Raw genomic sequence first — 21,294 nt, 5'->3', positions numbered from 1 at the left:
TCGTTCCCTTCTGGAAACGAGCAGGACGTAGTGATTACATGACTTCTTTCAAGAGGCTGGGGTCCCAGACTTTGCCTATCTCGCCGCTGACATCTTTGGGGATGACGCCTAGTTCATTGAAGGTCTTGGCTTGACGTTGCAATTGTTCGAGGTCCAACACTCCACCCAGGTTGATGAGCTTGACGGATTCACGAGTGACCTCGACGGGCAGGCCGGTATATTTCGAGTAGGTCTGTGCGAAGAGCTCAGGGTCCTTGGCCAGTTTTTCTTCCGCTGACTTGTAGGCCCACAGAAAGCACTTTACGGCTTCACGCTTATTGGTCACCGCATCGCGAGTCGCGGCGAGCAGGCCGAGTTCCGCACCCACGGCTTTTGATTGGCTGTATTCGAGATTCTTGGAGAATGTCGCGGTGCCGTCGGCCACCAACTGGGATTCGAAGGGTTCCCATAGCGCGACGGCATCAATGTCTCCACGCTTGAGCGCTTGCACGAATGCCGTACCGCCGCCTTGTATATTCACCGCCGTGAAACTGTTGTATGGAACACCTTTTTCGGCCAGTGTGGCCGCCCATTGGAACCATACCGCGGAACCCGGTGCAATACCGATACGCTTGCCCGCGATATCCTTCCACTCGTCGATCTTTACCCCTTTACGCGTGACGAGATATTTAGGCGAGGCCGCGACGCCTGTCAGGCCGATCAGCTTGTCGCTGCCTTGCGCCAGCGCAATGGCGAGATCCGCAGGGCCTATGCCCGAGATGTCGACCGATCCCGACAACAATGCGGTACGCGCGTCGGCATAGCGCACGAACTCGATGGGTTTGATTTCGACGTTGCACGCTTTTACTGCCTCAGGGACGTCAATAATGGGAGAAAGATGCCCCACCTTGACGAAGCCCACAGTCAGTACTTGTTTTTCTTTGCCTGCGGGAGGCTGAGGGCCCACTGCCTGGGCCAGACCGCAGTACATGCCGAGAGCGGCGACCAACATCAACACATTGCACTTTCTCATTTTCACTTCCCCTGATCATTTATTAAGGACCGCAAGGTGTACCAACGAAGCTTCGGATGATGACTCGATATTGAACGCTATCGCCCGTTGAACGCTGGCGGGCGCTTGTCGCGAAAGGCTTGTTGCCCTTCTTGGTAATCCTGACTCAAAAAACAGGCGTCGGTGGCGGCGTCGACCTCGCTGCTGGACGGCGCATTCTCGCCTCCCGCCAGATGACGTAATGCCAGCTTGGCTGCTGTTATCGTCAACGGCGCGTTGCCAGACACTGCGGCAATACGCTCGGCGACGCTTTGATCGAAACTCGCGCGGGCAAATACTTCATGCACCATTCCAATACGGGCGGCTTCGATACCGTCGAAGGTGCGTGCGGTCATAAAGAGCTCTGTGGTGCGGGCGCTGCCTAGAACTTCGCGCATCCGTTGGACCCCTGGGCGGGCATAGCCCAATCCCAATTTTGCTGCCGGCATACGAAAACGTGAATCATCCGTGCAATACCGTAGATCACACGCCAACGACAGGCCCATACCGCCGCCCATGCAGATGCCGCGAATCACGGCAATGGTCGGATGCCGCGTTTCACTGAGCGCGTTCTGGGCATTGTTCACGGCCAGGCCATAACGCGCTATCTGCTCGGGGTCATTGCGTAATCTGCCGAACTCGGAAATATCCGCACCCGACATGAATGCACGGTCACCTTCGCCGGCCAACACCAGAGCTCTGGTAGTCGTTGATCGTTCCGCTTGCGCGACTATGACGGCCATCTGTTCCCACATCGAGAGCGACATTGCATTAAAGCGTGCCGGGTTGCAGATATGGATCGTGACGATGCCGTTTGTCTCATCGACTTTCAAATGCCCTGGTTGAGTATGCACGCTCATCTTGGTCACCTCCCACTCAGACAGCGCCTGCGCCGCGCAGTGCTTCAATGTCCCGCTCGTCATAGCCAATCTCGCGCAGTACCTCATCAGTGTGCTCACCCCAACCAGGCGCCGTGCGGGCGATGTCGGCTGGCGTACGTGCGAGTGTGACGGGCTGTGTAATCATGGTGCGCTGCCCTCCTTGCCAGGCGGCTACGGTCTTGGCCACTCCTAGATGCCGGACCTGTTCGTCTTCGAACATTTGTGGGACCGAATACACGGGCCCCGCGGGGACGCCCGCGGCGTTCAGCCGTTGGACCCAGTCTGCCACCGTCGCCGTCATGAAGACGGTTTGGATCATTTGATTCAAGCGCTGACGATGTTTCACGCGCAGCTTTTCATTTTCGAACTCGGGATCGTCCATCCATTCGGTGTGTCCGATGGCCTCGCAAAAACGCCTCCAGTTGCCCTCGCCCGATGCTCCCAAGTTGAATTGACCGTCTTTCGCGTGAAACAGGCCCATCGGACTGCTGGTCGGATGATCGTTGCCTTCTTGACGAGGGATGTCCCCGTCATTGAGATACCGCGCCCCTTGGAAATCCATCATCGCAATCTGCGCATGGAGTAGGGACGTATGTAGCCATTGGCCTTCCCCAGACTCTTCGCGTTCGAGCAATGCCGTCAATATGCCGAGCGCCGCGTATAGACCGGCGCTGGAGTCAGCCACGGCCAAACCCGCGCGCACTGGGCCTTGTCCGGGAAGACCGGTAACCGACATCAGACCGCCCATGCCTTGGATGATCTGATCGAACCCTGGCCGCTTGGCATACGGACCATCTTGGCCGAATCCGGAGATGCTGGCCAGAATGATGCGAGGATTGATCGATCGCAATGACTCATAATCCACACCTAGGCGTGCTTTGACATCGGGACGCCAGTTCTCCACCAGCACGTCGGCACCAGCGACCAGACGCTTGAGCACCTCGCGGCCTTCGGCAGTCTTGAGATTCAAGGTCAACGATCGTTTGTTGCGGTTTAAATTTTGAAAGTCGCCGCTCCACCGGTCAGCTGCGAACATGGCCTCATTGGGGTCTATGCCCGCCGGCGGTTCGACTCGGATCACATCGGCCCCGAAGTCGGCCAGCATACGTACACAAGTCGGGCCTGCGCGCACACGCGATAAGTCCAGCACACGGAAACGCTGCAAGGCTTTTGATGCAGTTATTTGAGGCATGTCTGGTTTCTTTCTTTATTTGAAGTGGACAGAGATGAAAAGGCGTCTGGCCAACGTTGTTCTACCTGCTGTGCCCATGCGATCAGCAGCCCCTCCTTGCCCGGACGGGCGATCGCCTGGACCGAAATCGGCCGTCCGCCTATATCGCAAGCAATGGGCAGAACGATGGCGGGTAAACCCAGGTAATTCACAAACGACATCCAACTGAACATCGCCACGAGTTCGCGTGGTTGAAAGTCGGCAGATGTCGTCGTGACAAGTCCGCTGTCTGGCACGCCGCGCGGCAGGGCAGGGGTGAGCAGGATGTCGGCATCGGATAACGCAGTGCTCAAGAATTCCCGGCATCGGCTTGACTGCTCGCGGCGGGCATTCAGATACCAAGTGACCGGGATGGCTGAGCCGGTCAGCGCCAGGTTGCGAACCAGGGTGGGCAGATGTGTGCGAGCACGCAGTGCCGGTGCATGGACGCTGGCTGCCTCGGCATACAGAGATATTTCTGCCAAACGCTGCAATTCGCGCAAGTCTTTTATCGAACGCTCTGCCGGGACGTTTAGCGCGCAGGCCAACGAGTCCAGCGCTTGCGCGACGCCGGGCGAAAGCTCACCGATTGGATTCGCATGTGTCCAGCTCACCGCGATGCGTAAGCCGTCGCGTTGCGCCGCGTCATACGTGGCATGCAGTTTGCGCGCTTGAGCGGCGGTCAACGCGCAGCTTAGGGTTGTCATCACATCCGAGCTGCTGCGCGCCAGCAGCCCTACTGTATCCAGTGACGGCGCCAGCGGTGCTACGCCTTGGGCAGGAACCAGGCCATGGGTAGTTTTCAGGCCTACTATGCCGCATGTCGCGGCAGGCATGCGTACGGATCCCGCCGTATCGGTGCCTAGCGAGGCGTAACACAATCCGGCCGCTACGGCGACGCCTGATCCACTGGACGAGCCGCCCACGGCGGCACCGGGGTCGATCGGATTGTGCATAGGCGGATACGCGCTATTTTCGGCGGTTGCTCCGCCGGCGAATGGTGCCATGCCCAACATCGCCAACGGGGGGGCTCCTGCCTTCGTCAGGCGCTGCACTACGGTTGCGTGTCGTGTTGCCGACCATCCTGACGGTGGGCCATCCACACCGCAGCTGGGGAGCCGGTTCGGCAGGACAAAGATATCTTTGTGCGCCACGCCCACGCCGGCGAGGGGCAATGACGCATCCAGCTGTACTTCGGGCAATTCCGGTATGTGCGCGACACAATGCCAGCGGTCTTTGCGCAACGCTTGCTGTTGGACGGCCAGCGCCTCGGGTACGGTCAATTCGCCGTCGCGCAACAGGGCACGCAAGGCGTCAATGCTGGCGGGCAGTCCTGCAGGTGTTCGGAGAGCGGTCTGGGTCACGCCGATTTCCTCGGCAGCACTTCACTGTCGGGCGGAGCAATGCGCCGCAAAGATTTTGCGATATGTGCGCACTCCGCCTCGCTTGCAACGATGTGCTGGAGAGAGAGTGTATGTTGCAATGCAACAGCGATGACGTCCTCCTGGGGAGCGGTCTGAGCCAGGTTCACATCAGCGATGGGGCAGGCGAGTGATCTCTTCATGTATTTTCCGATCTCTTAAATATATTTATAAATCACCTTATAATTTTTCTATATCAGTGTTTGTATGTATTCATAAACGTGAAAATCAGCGAACAAATCCGCCTGGCCATCGAGGACGACATCCGAAACGGTGTTCTTTTGCCTGGCGACGCTATCGATGAAAATGAACTGGCGGCGCAGTTCAATGTGTCGCGCACACCGGTGCGCGAGGCGCTATTGCAGTTGAAAGTCCAAGGCATGCTGAACAGCTTGCCGCGTAACGGGATGACCGTCGCAAAAATGGACGTACAAGAGCTACTTGCCGTGTGGGAGCTGCTGGGGGAAATGGAGGCTGTGGCGGCCCGCATGGCTTGTCAGCGGATGACGCAGCAAGAACGTGCCGAGTTGGCGCGCGTCCATGCTGACGCGGCAGCGGTGATTGAAGCGGAAGACGCAGACGGCTGGCGTCAGGCTAATCACGACTTTCATGAGGTGCTTTACAAAGGCTGTCGCAATCCGTATTTGCGCCAAGAGCTGCTACGGTTGCGCGCGCGTACTGGCGCCTATTTGAAGCATGCCTTCACCGCGGTGGGTCGTTTGCGTGAGTCGTACGATCAGCACGAGGAGTTATTACAGGCGATTCTGGCGGGCGACGCGATGCTTGCTCAGGAGAAAATGTCACACCACATCAGCCTGTCGCAGAGTTCCAAAGGATTGGCGGACTTTCTGATCAATCTGCCTCGCTCCATGCTGACGCAGGCGGGGGACTGAAGGCGTGGCGTCTGTCACGATAGGTGAGGGGGGCGATATTGCGCCCGCTTCACTTGACGCTTAAGTCAACGCAATCCCTCCATCAACATTCAACACAACTCCTGTAATGAAGCTCCCGTCATTACTCGCTAAAAACAACGCAGCCCGCGCCAACTCCTCTGGTTGACCCAAACGCCCCAGGGGAATCGCCTGCGCAACCCCCGCCTCAAACGCCGGCCGATCGGCAGCAGCGACGCCCAGCTTCGCGAGAATCGGCGTATCGACTGGTCCCGGACTAATGACGTTCACCCTGATGCCGCGGTCCTTGAATTCCAGCGTCCAACTGCGTGCAAAGGCCTCAATCGCGGCCTTTGTCCCTGCATAGACGGCATGTCCTTCCAGGACCTTGCCGCTCGCTATCGAACTGGTCAGCAAGATCGCGCCACCGTTACGCATCAGCGGCGCGATCTTTTGCACGCCGAAGAATACGGCTCGAGTGTTGGTATCGAACTGAGCGTCGTACTCTTGGATTCCGACCGCGTTTGAAGGCGTAATCGTGTTGACGCCCGCGTTGGCCATATAGATGTCAGCGCCGCCAAAGCGTTCGGCTACTAACGCTGCGACGCGGTCATGCGTCGTCAGGTCGGCCAGATCGCCCGTGACGCCCAGCGCCCTGGGCCCGAGTTCCGCGACAGCGCCATCGACCGCGTCACGACGGCGCCCGACGATCACGACGTATGCACCTTCCTCGATGAAAAGCCTTGCGGTGGCCAAGCCGATGCCGCTGTTTCCGCCAGTGATGATGGCGACTTTATCTGTCAGTTTGTTCACGTCAAATTTTCCTTTCAGGCGGTGCCTGTTGTGATGTGTGACGCCAATGTAATTTGGAACAAAATGACGCAATAGTCCTACAATGGTGCTTTGATTTATGCCTGATAGTCATTAATGACGGTCGAACATTTCCACGGCTTGTCCGCCTTTGTGCGGTCCGTTGAGGCTGGCTCATTTACTGGCGCTGCCCGGTTGCTCGGTACGACACCGTCGGCCGTCTCGAAAAGCATCGCCCGACTGGAACGGCGCTTGGGCGTCAGGCTGTTTCAGCGCTCAACTCGCGCTTTCATTTTGACCGGCGAGGGACAAGCCTATTACGAGCGCGTCGCATCGCTGGTGCGCGGCCTCGAAGACGCCGACGAGTCACTGAAAGCGCCAAATACCGCGATCGGGACATTGCGGGTGAGTATGCCGGTCGATCTCGGGCGCTTGCTGCTGGAGCCGATCACCTCGCAGCTCATGCCTGATCATCCCGCCTTGGCGCTCGATGTCAGCCTGAGCGATCGATATGTCGATCTGATCCGAGAGGGTTTTGATCTGGCGCTGAGAGCCGGGACGGTAATGGATAGCGGGTTGTACGCCCGCAAGTTGATCGATTTGCCGCTGGTGCTGGTCGCATCACCGCAATATCTCGCCCGGCATGGTGAACTGCAGACAGTCGCCGATCTCGGCGCGCATCGTCATGTGCGTTATCGATTAGATGGTCACGTGTTGCCGATCATGTTGGCCGACGGCACGCGCGTTCCGATTGAAGGAGTGTTCGACGCCGATAGCGGCCAAGCGATGCAAATCGCGGCAGTCAATGGACAAGGCATCGCGCAAATCCTGAGGACGACAGTGCAGGATGATCTCGATTCCGGAAAATTAAGCCATGTGTTGCCACATGTGCCGCTCATGCCTGTACCTCTGCAGGTGGTGCATGGATTCGGCCGCAATCTGCCGATCAGGGCAAAGATGTTTATAGACTTTATTGCCTCGCATCTCGCACCATTGGCCACGTCGACGCGCGCAAAATCACGCCGTCTGGGCCGGTGAGGTGTTGGCCGTCATCCGTGGTTTCGTTGCCTAACTACGAACGGCGCCCGATGGCGGCAGGACTCCATCTGCTGCGCCATCGCCTGATGTCACCAATGCATAGTTATATCCCTGTCCAGACCAATAGCGAGCCAGCAGATTCCCATCGCGCCGGCTGCCTTGCGGCAGAAACTGTTTGCCGGGCCCTGGCGGGCGGATGTAGAAGGTCGCGCGCTGTCCAGCATTGTCGTAAATCACGATCGCGGCGGGCCCTTGATCAGTCGCCAGCAGGCGAGCCGCAACGGGCTGAAAGCCGCTGGCACTCAGATTAGGCAGACGCTCGGCGTTAGCAAAATACTCGTCCAGCCAGCCTTGCAGATCCGCCGTATCGGCACGCACATCGGGCTGTGGAGCGTCCGCTGAGGCAAACAGGCGATAGGCTTGCATGGCATCCTGCATGGGCAGGATTCGGTTGGCGACGACTGTGGTGTCGCGCATGCTCCATCCGGTGACGCCACCGATAGCTAGCGCCATGACCAGACTGGCCGCCATCGCCAGGCGACCCCGTGCACGGTTGCGCAGCCGTGCGCGTACTGCCGTGGGGTCCAGGGCTGGATTCGGCGGCAGGCTATCGTGACTAGCCATCGCGCGCAGCCGCTGTGTATCGCGCTGCCAGGCGTCGAGTTCTTGCGCTTGTTCGGGGTGCTCCCGCAGGTAGGCTTGCATGGCTTGCCGCTGTGCGGGATCAAGTTGCCCATCCACAAACGCATTACGCGCCAGATCGTCCATAGAGCGTTCGTTCATTTTAGGATCCTCAGGCGGGGCTCGCCTGCCCGGCCTTCATGCAAATCGCGCAACGCACTGCGTGCACGGGACAGGCGCGACATGATGGTACCCAGCGGGACATCGAACATGTCGGCCACAACCTTGTAGCTCAGCCCTTCCACGCAGACCAGCCACAACAAGGTACGCTGCGCCTCGGGAAGTCGTTCGAAGTCGTCCAGCGAGGCGCGTGCCATTACCTCTCGCTCTGCCGACGGCGCCGTGACGTCGGATCCTGTAAACCAGTCGAGCAGCCGCGCATAACGGCGCGCGCGGCGCTGGGAGTCCAGGAACTGGCGGTACAGAATGGTGAATAGCCAAGCGCGCACATTGCCCTGCGGACGTCGGCTGGGCCAGCGCGTCAGGGCTCTTTCCAGGGTGGACTGCACCAGGTCGTCAGACGACATGGCATCACGAGTCAGATGCAGCGCAAACCGTCGCAGCCGAGGCAATAGCTGGCGCACGACGGCATCAGACAATTCGTCCGCCTCTATCGCGTCATCATCGGAGGGTACCGCTTCGTGTATCGGCATGCGTACCGGCTGATTCATCAAATGCCTCAATAAACCCCGGTATCCAAACCGGGGAGGAGGGCGCAGAGAGAAAGGAACAGCCAGGCTGTTCCTGTCCGGGCGCTGCGCCCGTGGCGTCAAAGACTGACAGGCTAATGTCGTAAGACGCCGCTCAGGTGAGTTTATTCCGTCGCGGAATAAATTTTTTGGCCTCCCGTCTTACAGGGGTATTCAACGCCCCATGGGCAAGGAACCTCATGCACCAAGGACCTGAACGCGAAGCCCGGCCGCTCAATGCCCGGCAAACCTGCCTGCGCCTGGCCGCGATCGGCGCTATTGTGGTGTGTTCTGGGGCGGCGTTTGCCTATGTGGGCGGCTGGCTGGACCCCGATCGTCTGACTCCCGACCGGGTGGTGGATGCCCTGGAAACCAATAGTGGCGTTCACGCAGGCTTTCGACGAAATCACGCAAAAGGCGTATGTGTCATAGGCCATTTTGAAAGCAATGGGGCGGCGCATGCCTTGTCCGCGGCAGCCCTGTTCGAGCGCGGTAATACGCCAGTGATAGGGCGATTGGCGCTACCCGGCGGCAATCCCTATGCTCCGGACTCCAGTGTCCCTATTCGCAGCTTTGCCCTGCAATTCACCTCGCCCAATGGCGAGCAGTGGCGCACCGGGATGAACAGTATGCCGGTATTCCCGCTGGCGACCCCGCAAGCGTTCTATGACCAGCAGCTTGCTGCTCGTCCCGACCCGAATACGCACAAGCCCGATCCAAAGCGGATGGGGGCGTTTTTCGCAGCGCATCCCGAGGCAGGGGCCTTTCTCGCGTGGGTGAAGACGGCCAAGCCTTCGGCCAGCTATGCGACGGAAAGCTATTACGGCCTGAATGCCTTTTACTTTGTCGATGCGCAGGGCAAGCGGCAAGCCGTGCGCTGGCATCTGGAGCCTTTAGGTGCAGAGGCCGCGCCTGCCGCTCAGCCGCAGCATGACGCCAATTACTTGCAGGGTGACTTGCAGCAGCGCTTGGCACAGGGACCGTTGCGCTGGCGCTTGGTAGTGACGCTGGCCGCCTCAGGTGATCCCACCAACGATGCGACGAAACAGTGGCCGGCAGATCGGCCCACTGTCGACGCGGGCACTGTGGTGATAACCCGCAGCGCGCCGCAAGACGACGGCCCGTGCCGTGACGTGAACTATGACCCGACCATATTGCCACGCGGCATCGCGATTTCCGATGATCCGCTGCTGCCGGCGCGTTCTGCGGCCTATGCCTCGTCTTACGAGCGCCGCACCAGTGAGGGGCCACCTCAAAGCGCGTTGGCCCCATCTCATTCCAGTCAACCGGAGCGTGCGCAATGAACTTTTCCGCTTATCCCATTCATCGAGCGCCCGCTAAATTCAGCCTGTTTGCACGCCTGTTGCATTGGTTGATGGCTATCGGCATGGTGGCGATGTTATTCATCGGCGTGGGCATGGTGGCCTCGGTTTCGGAGCGGCATCAATGGCTGATGCAGATTCACAAACCATTGGGGCTGGCGTTATTGGCGTTGGTGTGCCTGCGCCTGGGCAGGCGCCTTATTTACGGCGTCCCGGCCTTGCCTGCGGATATCCCGGGCTGGCAACGCGCGGCAGCGTTGGGGTCGCATATTCTGTTGTATGCGCTGATGTTTGCGATGCCGCTGATAGGATGGGCGATGGTGTCTGCTGGAGGTTATCCGGTGATCGTGGGCAGTTGGCAACTGCCGCCTATTGCGCCGACCGATGCTTCGTTATTTGCGTGGTTGCGTGGTGCTCATCGGTATCTCGCATTTTTGCTGTTTGCCACGGTACTGCTGCATCTGGCTGCTGCATTGTTCCATGGCTGGATACGGCGTGACGGTGTTCTGGAATCGATGACTCGAGGCCGCTAGCGGTCTTTGCCGTGACGATCTCAGGGCTTTGAGCAGGGCAGTTCTTTCTGCAAGGCCTCGCCCACCAGCGAGGCCGCATTGCCACGCAGCTGTTCGGCCGACAGTCCCGACAGATAGGTATGGACGCGATCCGCCATCTCGTGTGGCAGGATGCCCGTGCTGGAACACCAACGCTTGCCGCGCGTGTCGTCAGCCACGCCGAGGATATAGGCTTGCCCATACGCGCTCGAAAATTGGCGTTGCGTCTCACCCTCGTGAAATTGCGTGGGCATCTTGCCTTCCAATGCGCGCGCCAGGTCAGAGCCTGACATTGCCCATGTGCGGGTCGTGTCAGCATGACAAGCCGCAGCAGCACTCAGCCCGAGGAAAACTGCCAGAATCTGTTTACGCATCAATATCTCTCTGTCACTCGTGTTTCCAATCAGGAGGAAGGCGATTTTCCACCTGTTTCCAGCATCTGTCGATCTCCCTGGCAATAAAGCCTTTCGGCATTCTCACTGTTTCCGTACACGGGCGTAAATGCTCCACGAGCCACTCGTCCGGCCATCCCGCCCATTCCCCGGCAAGACTCCTGAGATTGGCCTTCAGAACAGGAAAGACTTCTCCCCACAGAATGTGATGTACTTCCCGCTGCGAATACCCTGTTTCGAGAACGACACGTGCAATATAGGAAAAGGTCGTATCGTCGGCCTCAGTATCCAGGAACAGCGTGGAAAGCGCTTGCCAGATCTTGATGCGGTTCGGATCAACGGCTTGCATAATAGGCGTGTTTCTAGAGGCGATATAAAAAGAGTATCAAGGCTGAATTTTTAAATATTAGACACCGATAATCGCCCGGCATAGAGTCTCCCAGGCAATAGCAACGCCAAAAAAGGCAGAAGGCGCTTTCGCGCCGTCGAGGCCATTACTCAAGGAGACACGCCGTGCATCAACGCAGATGTTTTCTATCGGCCATGCTGGGTTTGGCGTTGGTTGGCCTGGCCGGGCAGACGCCTCAAGCTCTTGCGCAGGCTTTCCCGAACCGGCCCATTAAATTTATTGTGCCATTCGGACCAGGTAGCGGCACCGATACGTCAGCCCGATATTTCGCGCGTCAACTGCAGGAACTCACCGGCCAGCCTGTGGTGGTCGAAAATAAGCCCGGCGCCAACGGCTTTATCGCGGTCAAGAGCGTGCTTTCCATGCCACCCGATGGTTACACGGTATTCATTGGCAGCAATTCTACGTTGGCTGTCAATGCTGCGCTCTTTAAGGCGTTGCCCTACGATCCCGTCAAGGACTTCTCGCCGCTGACAATGATGATGCGCTCGCCAGCGATGCTGGCAGCTAGCCCCAAGGCTCCCTATAGTACGCTCCAGGAGCTGATCCGTTACGCACGCCAGAACGCAGGCAAGGTGAATTTCGGTGCCGGTTCGGCAGGCTATCAATTGATGGGCGAGCTGTTCAACGACACAGCCGGCATAAAGACGGTACATGTGCCGTTCAAAGGGGCAGGCGAGGCGATCACTGCCGTCGCGTCTGATACGGTAGGCTATACCTTTGCTGAGGTGACCGCAGTCCAAGAATTGGCCAAGAGCGGCAAGGTAAAAGCGTTGGCCGTAGCTGCCGACCAGCGGGTCGGCACGTCGCCCGATGTACCAACGGCGGCAGAGGCGGGTTTGCCGGGTTTTGAGGCCTACACCTGGGTCGGAGCCGTGGTCAACGTCAAGACGCCTGCCGCGGAAACCGCAAAACTGGCCGAGCTATTCACGACGATCTCAAAGATGCAGGAAACACGGGAGTTTTACGAGCGCCTGGGGGCTACGCCCATGACCGGTGGCCCGATGCAAATGCATGAATTCCAGAAAAAGGAAATCGCGTTGTGGCAACGCATCGTCCAGAAGGCCCACGTGCCGCAGCAGTGAATGTGCTGCTGAACTACGTTGCCTCGGCGTTGGAGCGATGATCCGCCCAATACAGAAAAGACCATGAGCGCATACACTGTCGGTCAATTCAGCTTTTTCGCCCCTTATTGTGACCAACGCTCCTTTTTCCTCTCTGCCCCTCTTGCCCGCCTTGCTGGACAACCTGCAAGGCCTGGGTTTCGAACAGATGACGCCCATCCAGGGGCAGAGTCTGCCGCTCATCCTCGAGGGCCGCGACCTGATTGCGCAAGCAAAAACCGGCAGTGGCAAGACCGCGGCGTTCGGCCTGGGCGTGTTACAAAAGCTGGATGTGAATCGGCTGACCCCGCAATCGCTGGTGCTTTGCCCCACCCGGGAGCTGGCCGACCAAGTGGCGCAGGAGCTGCGCCGATTGGCTCGCCAAATCCCCAATGTCAAAATCTTGACCCTGTGCGGCGGTGCCGCTGCGCGGCCTCAGGCCGAGTCGCTGGCCCGCGGGGCACATCTGGTGGTGGGCACACCCGGCCGAATCCAGGACCACTTGCAGCGCGGCAGCCTGGATCTGTCCGGTCTGACTACGCTGGTGCTCGACGAAGCCGATCGCATGGTGGACATGGGGTTCTACGACGATATCGTCGCCATTGCCTCGCATTGCCCGACCAAGCGCCAGACCTTGCTGTTTTCGGCGACTTATCCCGATAATATTCGCAAGCTCAGCGCACGTTTCCTGCGCAATCCGGCAGAGGTCAAGGTCGAGGCCCAGCATGATGCCAGCCGCATCGAGCAGATTTTCTACGAGATCGATGAGGGCGACAGATTGGACGCCGTCGTGACGCTGCTGGCGCATTTCCGTCCGGTGTCGACGCTGGCGTTCTGCAATACCAAGATCCGCAGCCATGATCTGGTCGAACGCCTGCAGGCTGAGGGTATCAGCGCACAGGCGCTCAACGGCGATCTTGAACAACGAGAGCGTGACGAAATCCTGATCCAGTTCGCAAACCAGAGTTGCGCCGTGCTGGTCGCGACCGACGTTGCCGCCCGTGGCCTGGATATCCAGAATCTGGGCGCCGTGATCAATGTGGATGTGACCAAGGATACCGAGGTCCACGTACATCGCATCGGCCGCAGCGGCCGTGGCGACCAGAAGGGACTGGCGTTAAGCCTGTGTTCCCCCAACGAAATGCGCTGGGCCAATCTGATTGAGGAATATCAGGGTTCCCCGTTGAAGTGGGCCGATATCAAATCGCTGCGCGCGAAAGCCGATCGCCCCTTGCGCGCGCCCATGATCACCCTGTGCATACAGGGCGGAAAAAAAGACAAACTGCGCCCCGGCGATTTGCTGGGCGCACTGACTGGTGATGGTGGCCTGACATTCGAGCAGGTCGGAAAAATCAACATCACCGAGTTCAACTCCTATGTGGCGTTGGACCGCCAGATCGCCAAACAAGCGTTTTCGCGGCTTTCCAACAGCAATATCAAGGGGCGTCGGTTCCGGATGCGGTTTTTGGAAGAGTTCTGATTTTCTTGCTCGAGCCCTGAAATCGAGCGGCAGCCTCCGCAATACGTTGCGCCAGCAACGTCGCGACAGGTTGCCTCCGATCGGAAGGGCGTTCGACCAAGCCGATTTCTCTAAAAAAAGTGGCATCGCCTAAATCGATGGCGGCGACCCCTTTCGGTATCCGGAGCGCGTCGCTCATCGGCAGCAGCGCGACTCCCACTCCCAGGCGTACGAGTTGAGCGATGGCCTGCAACTCGTCGAGCTCGATGGTTTCTCTGACGGTGAAACGCGCGTGCCGCAAAAATTGATCAACCAGCCGTCCTCCAAACGAACCTCGGTCGTACCGAATAAATGGTTCGGTTTCCAATAGATCTTGCCAGCTGCGATCTTGCATCTTTTGAGGTGCGAGCAAGGCGAACGGCTCGGCGTAGAGTTCGCGCCATTGCAAGTCCGACGGCAACGCAAAGGGCGGCTTGAGCATCACTGCAATGTCGATCTCACCGGAGTCAACCTGACCCAGCAGATTGAGTGATATGCCTGGCACCATGCGAATCCGGTATCCCGGATTGATTTTCCAGAATTCCGCCAGGGCCTCGGCCAGGAACGTTTCCTGCGCAGACGCGATCGACCCGATACGGATCAATCCCGTTTTCGGGACATCCGTATTGCGTCCAAATTTTGAGTAAACCGACATCAGTTCTTCTGCAACAGCGAGAGCCTCACGTCCATTGCTATTGAGATTGGCAGACCTGCCCGTCCGGTCAAAAAGGGGATAACCCAGTTCCTCTTCCAACCGCTGGATTTGAGCACTGACTGCGGACTGTGTGAGGCCGATGTGAGCGGCCGCATTGGCAAAGGTGCCATACCGCACCACCGCCATGAAGGTCTGTAGTTCTCGGAGCATGATGTCGTTAAATCAAAAGTGCGGTTCAGGCCAAAGATACATTGTTTGATGTGAAGCATAGCCTTTCAGCGCAACGAGGAACATAGTCGCCAGGCTGACCGGCTTAACCCAAGGCAGCCTGCATCTTTTTGAGATCGTTCTCCAACTGGATGCGCATGACTTTCAACATCGCTTTGGCATTGCCTGACAGAGGTGTACCGGAGCGAAACACCAACAAACACGTGAAGCTGACTTCCAATGACAGCCGTTTGATCGTCAGGCCGCGAGAGAGGTAGTCCAGCGCCATGATGGGATGCACCATGCCTATACCGACGCCATTGAGAGCGAATTCGCAGACTGAGTTCGAATACGGTGTCTCCAGCATCGGACGAAGATTGAGATCAACGGTTTGAAGCGCAGCCTCGAGTCGTCGCCGGCTGGCATCCTCCGGATTGAGTGCTATGAATGGGTGTTCGACCAGATCGCGAGCGTCGATGACTTTCTTGTTTGCCAGCGGATGGCGGCTGTGCATGGCGATCACTCCTGGCGTACGCAGGAATACCGAATGCTCCAGGCCCGCAACGGACAGCTCATCGGCCATCAAGCCAAAATCGAGTTGGCCTGCTGCTACCTGGCGCAGCACCTCTCGCGAGCTCATGATCTGAAACGACATTTGCAGTCCGCGATCGACCAAGCCGAAAGCGGCAATCGCGCGCGGCATGAATCCCGTGCCTAGCGCGGGCAGCGAACCAATGGCCAGGCGGCCTACGCCAAAGGACTTGAGGCTGCGGATCCGGTGTTCGATCAGCTCAAAGCCCGCGAAGCATCGGTCGACTTCCTCCATCAGCGCGCCCGCCTCGGGCGTGGCGACCAGCCGCCCACGCACCCGTTCGAATAGGCGCAGCCCGGAGGATTCCTCGAGCTTTCGAATCGATTGGCTGATGGCCGGCTGAGATATCCCGAGCAAATTGGCGGCTTTGCTGGTCGTGCCAGCTTGCATGACGGCGCGGAAGACCTGGATTTCACGCATGTCCATGTATAAGTCCTGCTTATTGACTAAGTTACTTCAATTGTTGAACGAATTGCCTCGGCAAATCAAACTGCGCCTCATCGAAACACCTCTTAAGCTCAGCGCATAGACCAAATGAACTCTATCAGCCCTTCTAATACCGACTTCGCCAGTTTGTCCCCGGCCGTCCAACGCGCCTCCACGGTGGTATTCGACTCATTGGCCGATTTTGTCAATCGCAAGCAACGCCAACCCGACGGCTACAGCTACGGGATCACGGGAACACCTACCGCGCGGTTGCTGGAACAGCGCATCGCGGCGCTCGAAGGCGCCCGGCACTGTGTGATCACGCCCTCCGGCGCTTCTGCCCTGATGACCGTGGTGATGGGATTTGTGCGCGGTGGTGATCATTTACTGGTCTCGGCCGCCTGCTATGGCGCGCTCAAGACCTTCGCCGAAAAGTGGCTGGCATATATGGGGGTGGACGTCGAGATCTATCCACCCGCGATGGGGGCGGAGATCGAGGCACTGATTCGCCCCACAACCCGGATGATCTGCATGGAAGCTCCCGGGACTGTCACGATGGAGATGGCCGACATTCCCGCCATCTCAGAGGTGGCGCGCCGCCATAAGGTGTTGACGATGATGGACAACACGTGGGCTAGTCCACTGGGATTCCAGCCGCTTGCCCATGGTGTCGATTTCAGTGTGGAGGCCGCTACCAAGTTCTTCAGCGGTCATTCCGATGTATTGATGGGAAGCATCAGCATGAACGACGCCGAGCACTATGCGGTGCTGCGTGAAACGCAGAGCATCCTGGGTCAGCAGGTCAGTCCAGACGATTGTTTCCTGGTGCTCAGGGGATTGGAAACGCTGGCTTTGCGGGTACAGGCGCAGAGTGCTGCGACTTTGGACATCGCACAGTGGTTACAGGCACAGCCGCAAGTGGAGCGTTTGCTGTATCCGCCGCTGGAAAGCGATGCGGGGCACACCCTCTGGAAGCGCGATTTTCGTACTAATGGCTGCCTGTTTTCAATGATTCTGAAACGGGGGCCAGAATCAGCCTTCAGTGGTTTCTTCGATACGCTGCAACATTTCTCCATTGGCGCCAGCTGGGGGGGAGTGCACAGTTTGGCTGCTTATTATCCGGCGTCGTTACAAGCCAACCGGGTTCATCCTGCAACAGACCAGCCAGTGGTACGCCTGTCCGTAGGCCTGGAAGACGTGCAGGTGTTGAAAGACGACTTGCGCAATGCGCTGGCTGCCTATGAGAGCCAGGCGCGCTGAATCCCGCTTTTAGGGCCAATAGCCGTTACGAGTTTCATGGCCCGTCTACTTATACATTGCAAGGGGAATTGCTATGCATCGCATTCGTACGCTTCAGGGCGCGTTTGTCCTGTTCGCAGCTGCTGTATTGCCCAACGTGTCTCACTCGCAGCAGGCTGCTCCCGCCGAGCCGGCTTCGCCGGTTACCCCGGCCACGAGCAACAGCCCGACGGTGGACCAGATCCGCGCACGCGGCTATGTTATCTGCGGTTCGGGTCACGGCACCACAGGATTTTCGGCACCCGACAAGGATGGCAATTGGAAAGGCCTGGACGCCGAAACCTGCCGTGCCATCGCGATTGCGGTCCTGGGCGACGGCAGCAAGGTCAGGTTCGTACCGCTGACCGGCCAGCAGCGTCTGACTGCACTGCAGACTGGCCAGATAGATGTGCTGCCGCGCACCACCTCGTGGACGCTGCGGCGCGATGCCAACGGGATCAATTTCACCTATCCCAACTACTACGAATATGATGCCTTCATGGTTCGCAAGGACCTGGGCATTACGCAAACCAAAGACATGCAGGGCGCCACGATCTGCGTCCAGACAGGCTCGACCAACGAGGTCACGGTCGCAGACCTGTCACGTAAATTCAACTTGGGCCTGAAGACAGTGCTGTTCGACAACGTCGCCGCATCACGCCAGGCGTTTTTTACCGGACGTTGCGACGGTCTGATCACCGATGCGTCGGCTCTGGCTGCCGTGCGAGCCACTCAGGCCCAGAATCCCGATGACTACATCATTTTTCCCGCCAGCGGCAACAGCGAAGCCCTGACACCGTCGGTGCGGCATGGTGACGACCGTTGGTTCGATATCGTCAAGTTCGTCGTCCAGGCACCCATCGCGGCAGAAGACATGGGTATTACTCAGGCCAACGTGGACACCATGTTGAAATCCGATGATCCGCGCATCGCACGTTTCCTGGGCGTGGAGCCAGGCAATGGCAAGGCGCTGGGCCTGGACGAACGCTGGGCGTACAACATCGTCAAGCAATTGGGCAACTATGGCGAGATGTTCGAGCGCAACGTCGGAAAGAACAGCCCCATGAAGCTCGATCGTGGCCTGAACCGGCTCTATCGCGATGGCGGGCTGATGTATCCCTACGTTTTCAATTGAGCATCACGCCGAGCGAGACGACGCATGTTCAAGCGACTTTGGTACAACTCGCGGGCACGTTCCGTCATGATGCAGGTGCTCATCGCCTGCCTCTTTTTCGGGACGCTGGCCTGGTTGGTGTGGAATGCCCACTACAACCTGACCCAACGCGGAATCGCGACCGGCTTTGGCTATCTCTCCGACGCGGCACGATTCCCTATCTCGGAAAGTCTATTGGCTTATCGACCGACGGACAGCTATGCGAGAGCGTTCGCGGTCGGTCTCATGAACACCTTGTACATCTCAGTGCTCGTGATCGTGGCATCGACCGTGTTGGGGTTTCTGCTCGCATTGGCGCGTCGCAGCCGGCATCCGCTGGTGAATGGTATCGCGACCTTCTATCTGGAAATCACACGCAACACGCCGCTGGTAGTGCAGTTGTTGTTCTGGTACAGCCTGGTCACGATCAATCTGCCTTCTCCGCGACAGGCGCTTAATCCGCTGCCGGGCGTATTCCTGTCGATTCGTGGCCTGTTCTTTCCCAGCGTGCAGGTCGAGGGCGATTGGCTTGCCCTGGTCTGGGTAATACTTGCGGCCGCGCTGGTCTGGCTGGGGCTGCGCCCGCTGCGTCGGCGCCGTCCGGCACTGCCATTAGGCCGCATCTATTTTGCCGTGGTACTGCTCGCCTGCGTGCTGGCGTGGCAGTGGGGTGAAGTGACGCTCATCAGCCATTCGCCGCAGTTGCGTGGGCTCAACTTCGTCGGTGGTACCGCACTGACTCCGGAGTTCACCGCGCTATTGCTCGGCCTGACTTTGTATTCGGCCGCTTTTTCCGGCGAGATCATTCGCGGTGGTATCGAAGCCGTTGCACAAGGGCAATGGGAAGCTGCTCAATCCCTCGGACTGCGGCCGTGGACGACGTTACGGCGTGTCGTTGTGCCTCAGTCCTTGCGCGTGATTGTGCCTCCCATGACGAGCCAATATCTGTCCATCGTAAAGAACACCACCTTGGCTTTGGCAGTGGGTTATCCGGATCTGTCGTTCGTGATTACCACCACAATCAACCAGACCGGGCAGGCGATCGAGGGGCTGGCGATCCTGATGGGCGTATATCTATGCATCAGCTTGAGCGTTTCGCTGTTTATGAATCTCTACAACCGTCGCATCCTGCGGACTGAGCGAAAATGACTACGATCTCGATATCCCCGGATGTCTCCGCACGATCAGCCCCGATTGATCGTCGGGATGGCACCATGCATCGCTTGTTCGGTACGGCGATCAGCAGCGTCGCGACTGTAGTCGCATTGGGATTGGGTTTATACGCGCTGAGCCGATTCGCAGACTGGTCGCTTATCAACGCGGTATGGCCAGGGGAATCCGGTGCCATGTGCCGCGAAGCCACCGGAGCATGCTGGGCTTTCCTGGGCGAGAAACTGAATCAGATTCTGTTTGGAATCTACCCGCCGGCTCAGCAATGGCGGCCTGCGCTCGTGTGTGTCTTCATCCTGTTCATGGTCGTCATGTCGCTGAATCCTCGGCAGTGGCGGCTGCGCACGGTGGTGCTTTGGCTGGTTGGCATGGCCGGTTCACTCGCGCTGATGCAGGGTGGCTGGTTCGGATTGGAGCGTGTGCCGACTGCCTCCTGGGGCGGCCTGCCTGTCACGTTGCTGTTGGCAGTCTGTGCGTTGGGAATAGGCATGCCCCTGGGAATTCTGCTGGCGCTGGCGCGGCGGGGCTCGTTGCCAATGGCGCGTTTCATCGCGACGTGCGTGATTGAATTGATCCGTGGCTTGCCGCTGATCAGCCTGCTGTTCATGGCCTCGATTGTGTTGCCCATCATGTTGCCGGCAGGAATGACGATAGACAGCCTCCTGCGGGCGGGAATTGCCCTGACAATCTTCTCGGCCGCCTACTTGGCCGAGGTGATTCGTGGCGGGTTGCAATCGTTGCCGGCCGGGCAGCTGGAGGCCTCGCGAGCGCTCGGCCTGTCATGGTGGCAGATGACACGATTGGTGGTGTTGCCGCAGGCCATGCGAAAGGTGATCGCGCCCCTGACCAATACCGCCATTGTGATGATCAAGAACACCAGCCTGGTGTTGATTGTGGGGCTATTTGATCTGCTGAGTTCCGGACGTGCGGCGCTGACTGACCCCGCCTGGCCGACTCCGTATGTAGAGACCTATTTCTTTATCGCTGCTATCTATTTTTGCATTTGCTTCGGTCTTTCCCGTTATTCAATGTGGCTGGAGCGGCGCTTCAAAAAAGGGGAACTTCGTTGAATAGGCAGAATAGCGGCGCGTCCGTGCCTTTGGCCGTGAACATCGCCGGGATGAGCAAGTGGTATGGCGACTTCCAGGTCTTGCGTGACATCGATCTGCAGGTCGCGTCCGGAGAACGTCTGGTGATATGCGGACCGTCAGGTTCAGGAAAATCCACCATGATCCGTTGCATCAATCGGCTGGAGCGCCATCAAGAGGGCAGTATCATCGTCAATGGAGTGGAGCTGGCTGACGATCTGCGGGCCATTGACGAAGTACGTGCCGATGCGGGCATGGTGTTTCAACACTTCAATCTATTTCCGCATCTCACGGTATTGGAAAACTGCATTCTTGCACCTATGCACGTCAAGCGTATGCCGAGAGACCAGGCTACGGATCTGGCGATGCAGTATCTCGCGCGAGTACGTATCCCCGATCAAGCCAGTAAATTTCCTGCGCAATTGTCTGGCGGGCAACAGCAACGCGTCGCCATCGCCCGCTCGTTGTGCATGCAGCCACGCATCATGCTGTTCGACGAGCCGACCTCTGCACTCGATCCTGAGATGGTCAAGGAGGTACTGGACACGATGACTTCCCTGGCCGAGGACGGCATGACCATGCTGTGCGTCACCCACGAAATGGGTTTCGCCCGCAGCGTTGCCGATCGTGTTGTGTTCATGGACGGCGGACGCATTCTGGAGTCAGCCGATCCGGGTTCGTTTTTTGATCACCCTCAACACGAGCGAACCCGCGCGTTTCTTGAGCGGATATTGCATTGAGCATTGTTCGTATAGGGCTGTTCGATATGGCGGGAGCGGGGGATGGCCGCGCGGTGTTGC

General features: G+C 58.5%; 23 protein-coding genes. 11 read left to right on the top strand and 12 right to left on the bottom strand.

The window, feature by feature from the left end; translation table 11 throughout:
* Positions 1-34: 34 nt before the first annotated feature.
* From ACYVI2_RS25750 to ACYVI2_RS25730, 5 genes are all read right to left on the bottom strand, one after another.
* On the bottom strand, positions 35-1,012 hold the full coding sequence (locus tag ACYVI2_RS25750) for an ABC transporter substrate-binding protein (RefSeq protein ID WP_415817499.1): 978 nt from the start codon (positions 1,010-1,012) through the stop codon (positions 35-37).
* Between the two features lie 77 nt (positions 1,013-1,089).
* A complete protein-coding gene (locus tag ACYVI2_RS25745) occupies positions 1,090-1,890 on the bottom strand; it encodes an enoyl-CoA hydratase (protein ID WP_415817501.1) in 801 nt (266 codons plus the stop codon).
* A 16-nt stretch (positions 1,891-1,906) separates the two neighbouring features.
* Complete coding sequence (locus ACYVI2_RS25740) at positions 1,907-3,103, bottom strand: CaiB/BaiF CoA transferase family protein (RefSeq protein ID WP_415817503.1); 1,197 nt, start codon at positions 3,101-3,103, stop codon at positions 1,907-1,909.
* Entirely contained in the window at positions 3,091-4,485 is a 1,395-nt protein-coding gene (locus ACYVI2_RS25735) for an amidase (RefSeq protein ID WP_415817505.1), read from the bottom strand. Before ACYVI2_RS25735 ends, ACYVI2_RS25740 begins: the two co-directional genes overlap by 13 nt.
* A complete protein-coding gene (locus ACYVI2_RS25730) occupies positions 4,482-4,685 on the bottom strand; it encodes a hypothetical protein (RefSeq protein WP_415817507.1) in 204 nt (67 codons plus the stop codon). Before ACYVI2_RS25730 ends, ACYVI2_RS25735 begins: the two co-directional genes overlap by 4 nt.
* A gap of 78 nt (positions 4,686-4,763) precedes the next feature.
* Between ACYVI2_RS25730 and ACYVI2_RS25725 the strand changes: the two genes are divergently transcribed.
* The gene (locus ACYVI2_RS25725; protein WP_415817509.1) at positions 4,764-5,435 is read left to right on the top strand and encodes a GntR family transcriptional regulator; all 672 of its coding nucleotides are present in this window, start codon (positions 4,764-4,766) and stop codon (positions 5,433-5,435) included.
* A 60-nt stretch (positions 5,436-5,495) separates the two neighbouring features.
* On the opposite strand, the gene ACYVI2_RS25720 is transcribed toward ACYVI2_RS25725, so the two are convergent.
* Entirely contained in the window at positions 5,496-6,245 is a 750-nt protein-coding gene (locus tag ACYVI2_RS25720) for an SDR family NAD(P)-dependent oxidoreductase (protein ID WP_415817511.1), read from the bottom strand.
* A 114-nt stretch (positions 6,246-6,359) separates the two neighbouring features.
* Here ACYVI2_RS25720 and ACYVI2_RS25715 point away from each other — a divergent pair, with 114 nt between their 5' ends.
* Positions 6,360-7,280, top strand: coding sequence for a LysR family transcriptional regulator (locus ACYVI2_RS25715; protein ID WP_415817513.1), 921 nt, complete (start codon positions 6,360-6,362; stop codon positions 7,278-7,280).
* Positions 7,281-7,310: 30 nt separating this feature from the next.
* Here ACYVI2_RS25715 and ACYVI2_RS25710 read toward each other — a convergent pair whose 3' ends face one another.
* Both ACYVI2_RS25710 and ACYVI2_RS25705 read right to left on the bottom strand, forming a co-directional pair.
* Entirely contained in the window at positions 7,311-8,063 is a 753-nt protein-coding gene (locus ACYVI2_RS25710) for an anti-sigma factor family protein (RefSeq protein WP_415817515.1), read from the bottom strand.
* Complete coding sequence (locus tag ACYVI2_RS25705; RefSeq protein WP_415817756.1) at positions 8,060-8,614, bottom strand: sigma-70 family RNA polymerase sigma factor; 555 nt, start codon at positions 8,612-8,614, stop codon at positions 8,060-8,062. Before ACYVI2_RS25705 ends, ACYVI2_RS25710 begins: the two co-directional genes overlap by 4 nt.
* Positions 8,615-8,850: 236 nt before the next feature.
* Between ACYVI2_RS25705 and ACYVI2_RS25700 the strand changes: the two genes are divergently transcribed.
* The gene (locus ACYVI2_RS25700; RefSeq protein WP_415817517.1) at positions 8,851-9,954 is read left to right on the top strand and encodes a catalase family peroxidase; all 1,104 of its coding nucleotides are present in this window, start codon (positions 8,851-8,853) and stop codon (positions 9,952-9,954) included.
* Positions 9,951-10,505 carry a cytochrome b gene (locus ACYVI2_RS25695; protein ID WP_415817519.1) on the top strand — a complete coding sequence of 185 codons (555 nt, stop codon included), beginning with the start codon at positions 9,951-9,953 and terminating at the stop codon, positions 10,503-10,505. Before ACYVI2_RS25700 ends, ACYVI2_RS25695 begins: the two co-directional genes overlap by 4 nt.
* A gap of 20 nt (positions 10,506-10,525) precedes the next feature.
* Here the strand turns inward: ACYVI2_RS25695 and ACYVI2_RS25690 are convergent, their stop codons facing one another.
* Complete coding sequence (locus ACYVI2_RS25690) at positions 10,526-10,897, bottom strand: Rap1a/Tai family immunity protein (protein ID WP_415817522.1); 372 nt, start codon at positions 10,895-10,897, stop codon at positions 10,526-10,528.
* Positions 10,898-10,910: 13 nt separating this feature from the next.
* Positions 10,911-11,264 carry a DUF7079 family protein gene (locus ACYVI2_RS25685; protein WP_415817524.1) on the bottom strand — a complete coding sequence of 118 codons (354 nt, stop codon included), beginning with the start codon at positions 11,262-11,264 and terminating at the stop codon, positions 10,911-10,913.
* A 194-nt stretch (positions 11,265-11,458) separates the two neighbouring features.
* Between ACYVI2_RS25685 and ACYVI2_RS25680 the strand changes: the two genes are divergently transcribed.
* Entirely contained in the window at positions 11,459-12,409 is a 951-nt protein-coding gene (locus ACYVI2_RS25680; RefSeq protein ID WP_415817758.1) for a Bug family tripartite tricarboxylate transporter substrate binding protein, read from the top strand.
* Positions 12,410-12,518: 109 nt separating this feature from the next.
* Positions 12,519-13,907 carry an ATP-dependent RNA helicase DbpA gene (dbpA, locus tag ACYVI2_RS25675; RefSeq protein ID WP_415817526.1) on the top strand — a complete coding sequence of 463 codons (1,389 nt, stop codon included), beginning with the start codon at positions 12,519-12,521 and terminating at the stop codon, positions 13,905-13,907.
* On the opposite strand, the gene ACYVI2_RS25670 is transcribed toward dbpA, so the two are convergent.
* Together ACYVI2_RS25670 and ACYVI2_RS25665 are read right to left on the bottom strand one after the other, a co-directional pair.
* Positions 13,864-14,790, bottom strand: a complete 927-nt coding sequence (locus ACYVI2_RS25670) for a LysR family transcriptional regulator (RefSeq protein ID WP_415817528.1) — start codon at positions 14,788-14,790, stop codon at positions 13,864-13,866. The genes dbpA and ACYVI2_RS25670 overlap by 44 nt on opposite strands.
* Positions 14,791-14,893: 103 nt before the next feature.
* Positions 14,894-15,805 (bottom strand): LysR substrate-binding domain-containing protein, encoded by a 912-nt coding sequence (locus tag ACYVI2_RS25665; RefSeq protein ID WP_415817530.1) that lies wholly within the window; start codon positions 15,803-15,805, stop codon positions 14,894-14,896.
* A gap of 108 nt (positions 15,806-15,913) precedes the next feature.
* On the opposite strand from ACYVI2_RS25665, the gene metC reads away from it, so the two are divergent.
* From metC to ACYVI2_RS25640, 5 genes are all read left to right on the top strand, one after another.
* Complete coding sequence (gene metC, locus ACYVI2_RS25660) at positions 15,914-17,065, top strand: cystathionine beta-lyase (protein ID WP_415817531.1); 1,152 nt, start codon at positions 15,914-15,916, stop codon at positions 17,063-17,065.
* A 73-nt stretch (positions 17,066-17,138) separates the two neighbouring features.
* Positions 17,139-18,218, top strand: a complete 1,080-nt coding sequence (locus ACYVI2_RS25655; RefSeq protein WP_415817533.1) for an amino acid ABC transporter substrate-binding protein — start codon at positions 17,139-17,141, stop codon at positions 18,216-18,218.
* Positions 18,219-18,242: 24 nt separating this feature from the next.
* Positions 18,243-19,385 (top strand): amino acid ABC transporter permease, encoded by a 1,143-nt coding sequence (locus ACYVI2_RS25650; RefSeq protein ID WP_415817535.1) that lies wholly within the window; start codon positions 18,243-18,245, stop codon positions 19,383-19,385.
* Positions 19,382-20,476 carry an amino acid ABC transporter permease gene (locus ACYVI2_RS25645; protein WP_415817537.1) on the top strand — a complete coding sequence of 365 codons (1,095 nt, stop codon included), beginning with the start codon at positions 19,382-19,384 and terminating at the stop codon, positions 20,474-20,476. The genes ACYVI2_RS25650 and ACYVI2_RS25645 overlap by 4 nt, the downstream gene beginning before the upstream one ends.
* A 50-nt stretch (positions 20,477-20,526) precedes the next feature.
* The gene (locus ACYVI2_RS25640; protein ID WP_415817760.1) at positions 20,527-21,234 is read left to right on the top strand and encodes an amino acid ABC transporter ATP-binding protein; all 708 of its coding nucleotides are present in this window, start codon (positions 20,527-20,529) and stop codon (positions 21,232-21,234) included.
* Positions 21,235-21,294: the final 60 nt, after the last annotated feature.

Source organism: Bordetella tumbae, assembly GCF_054780995.1.
This window is presented reverse-complemented; position numbering and strand designations above follow the sequence as displayed.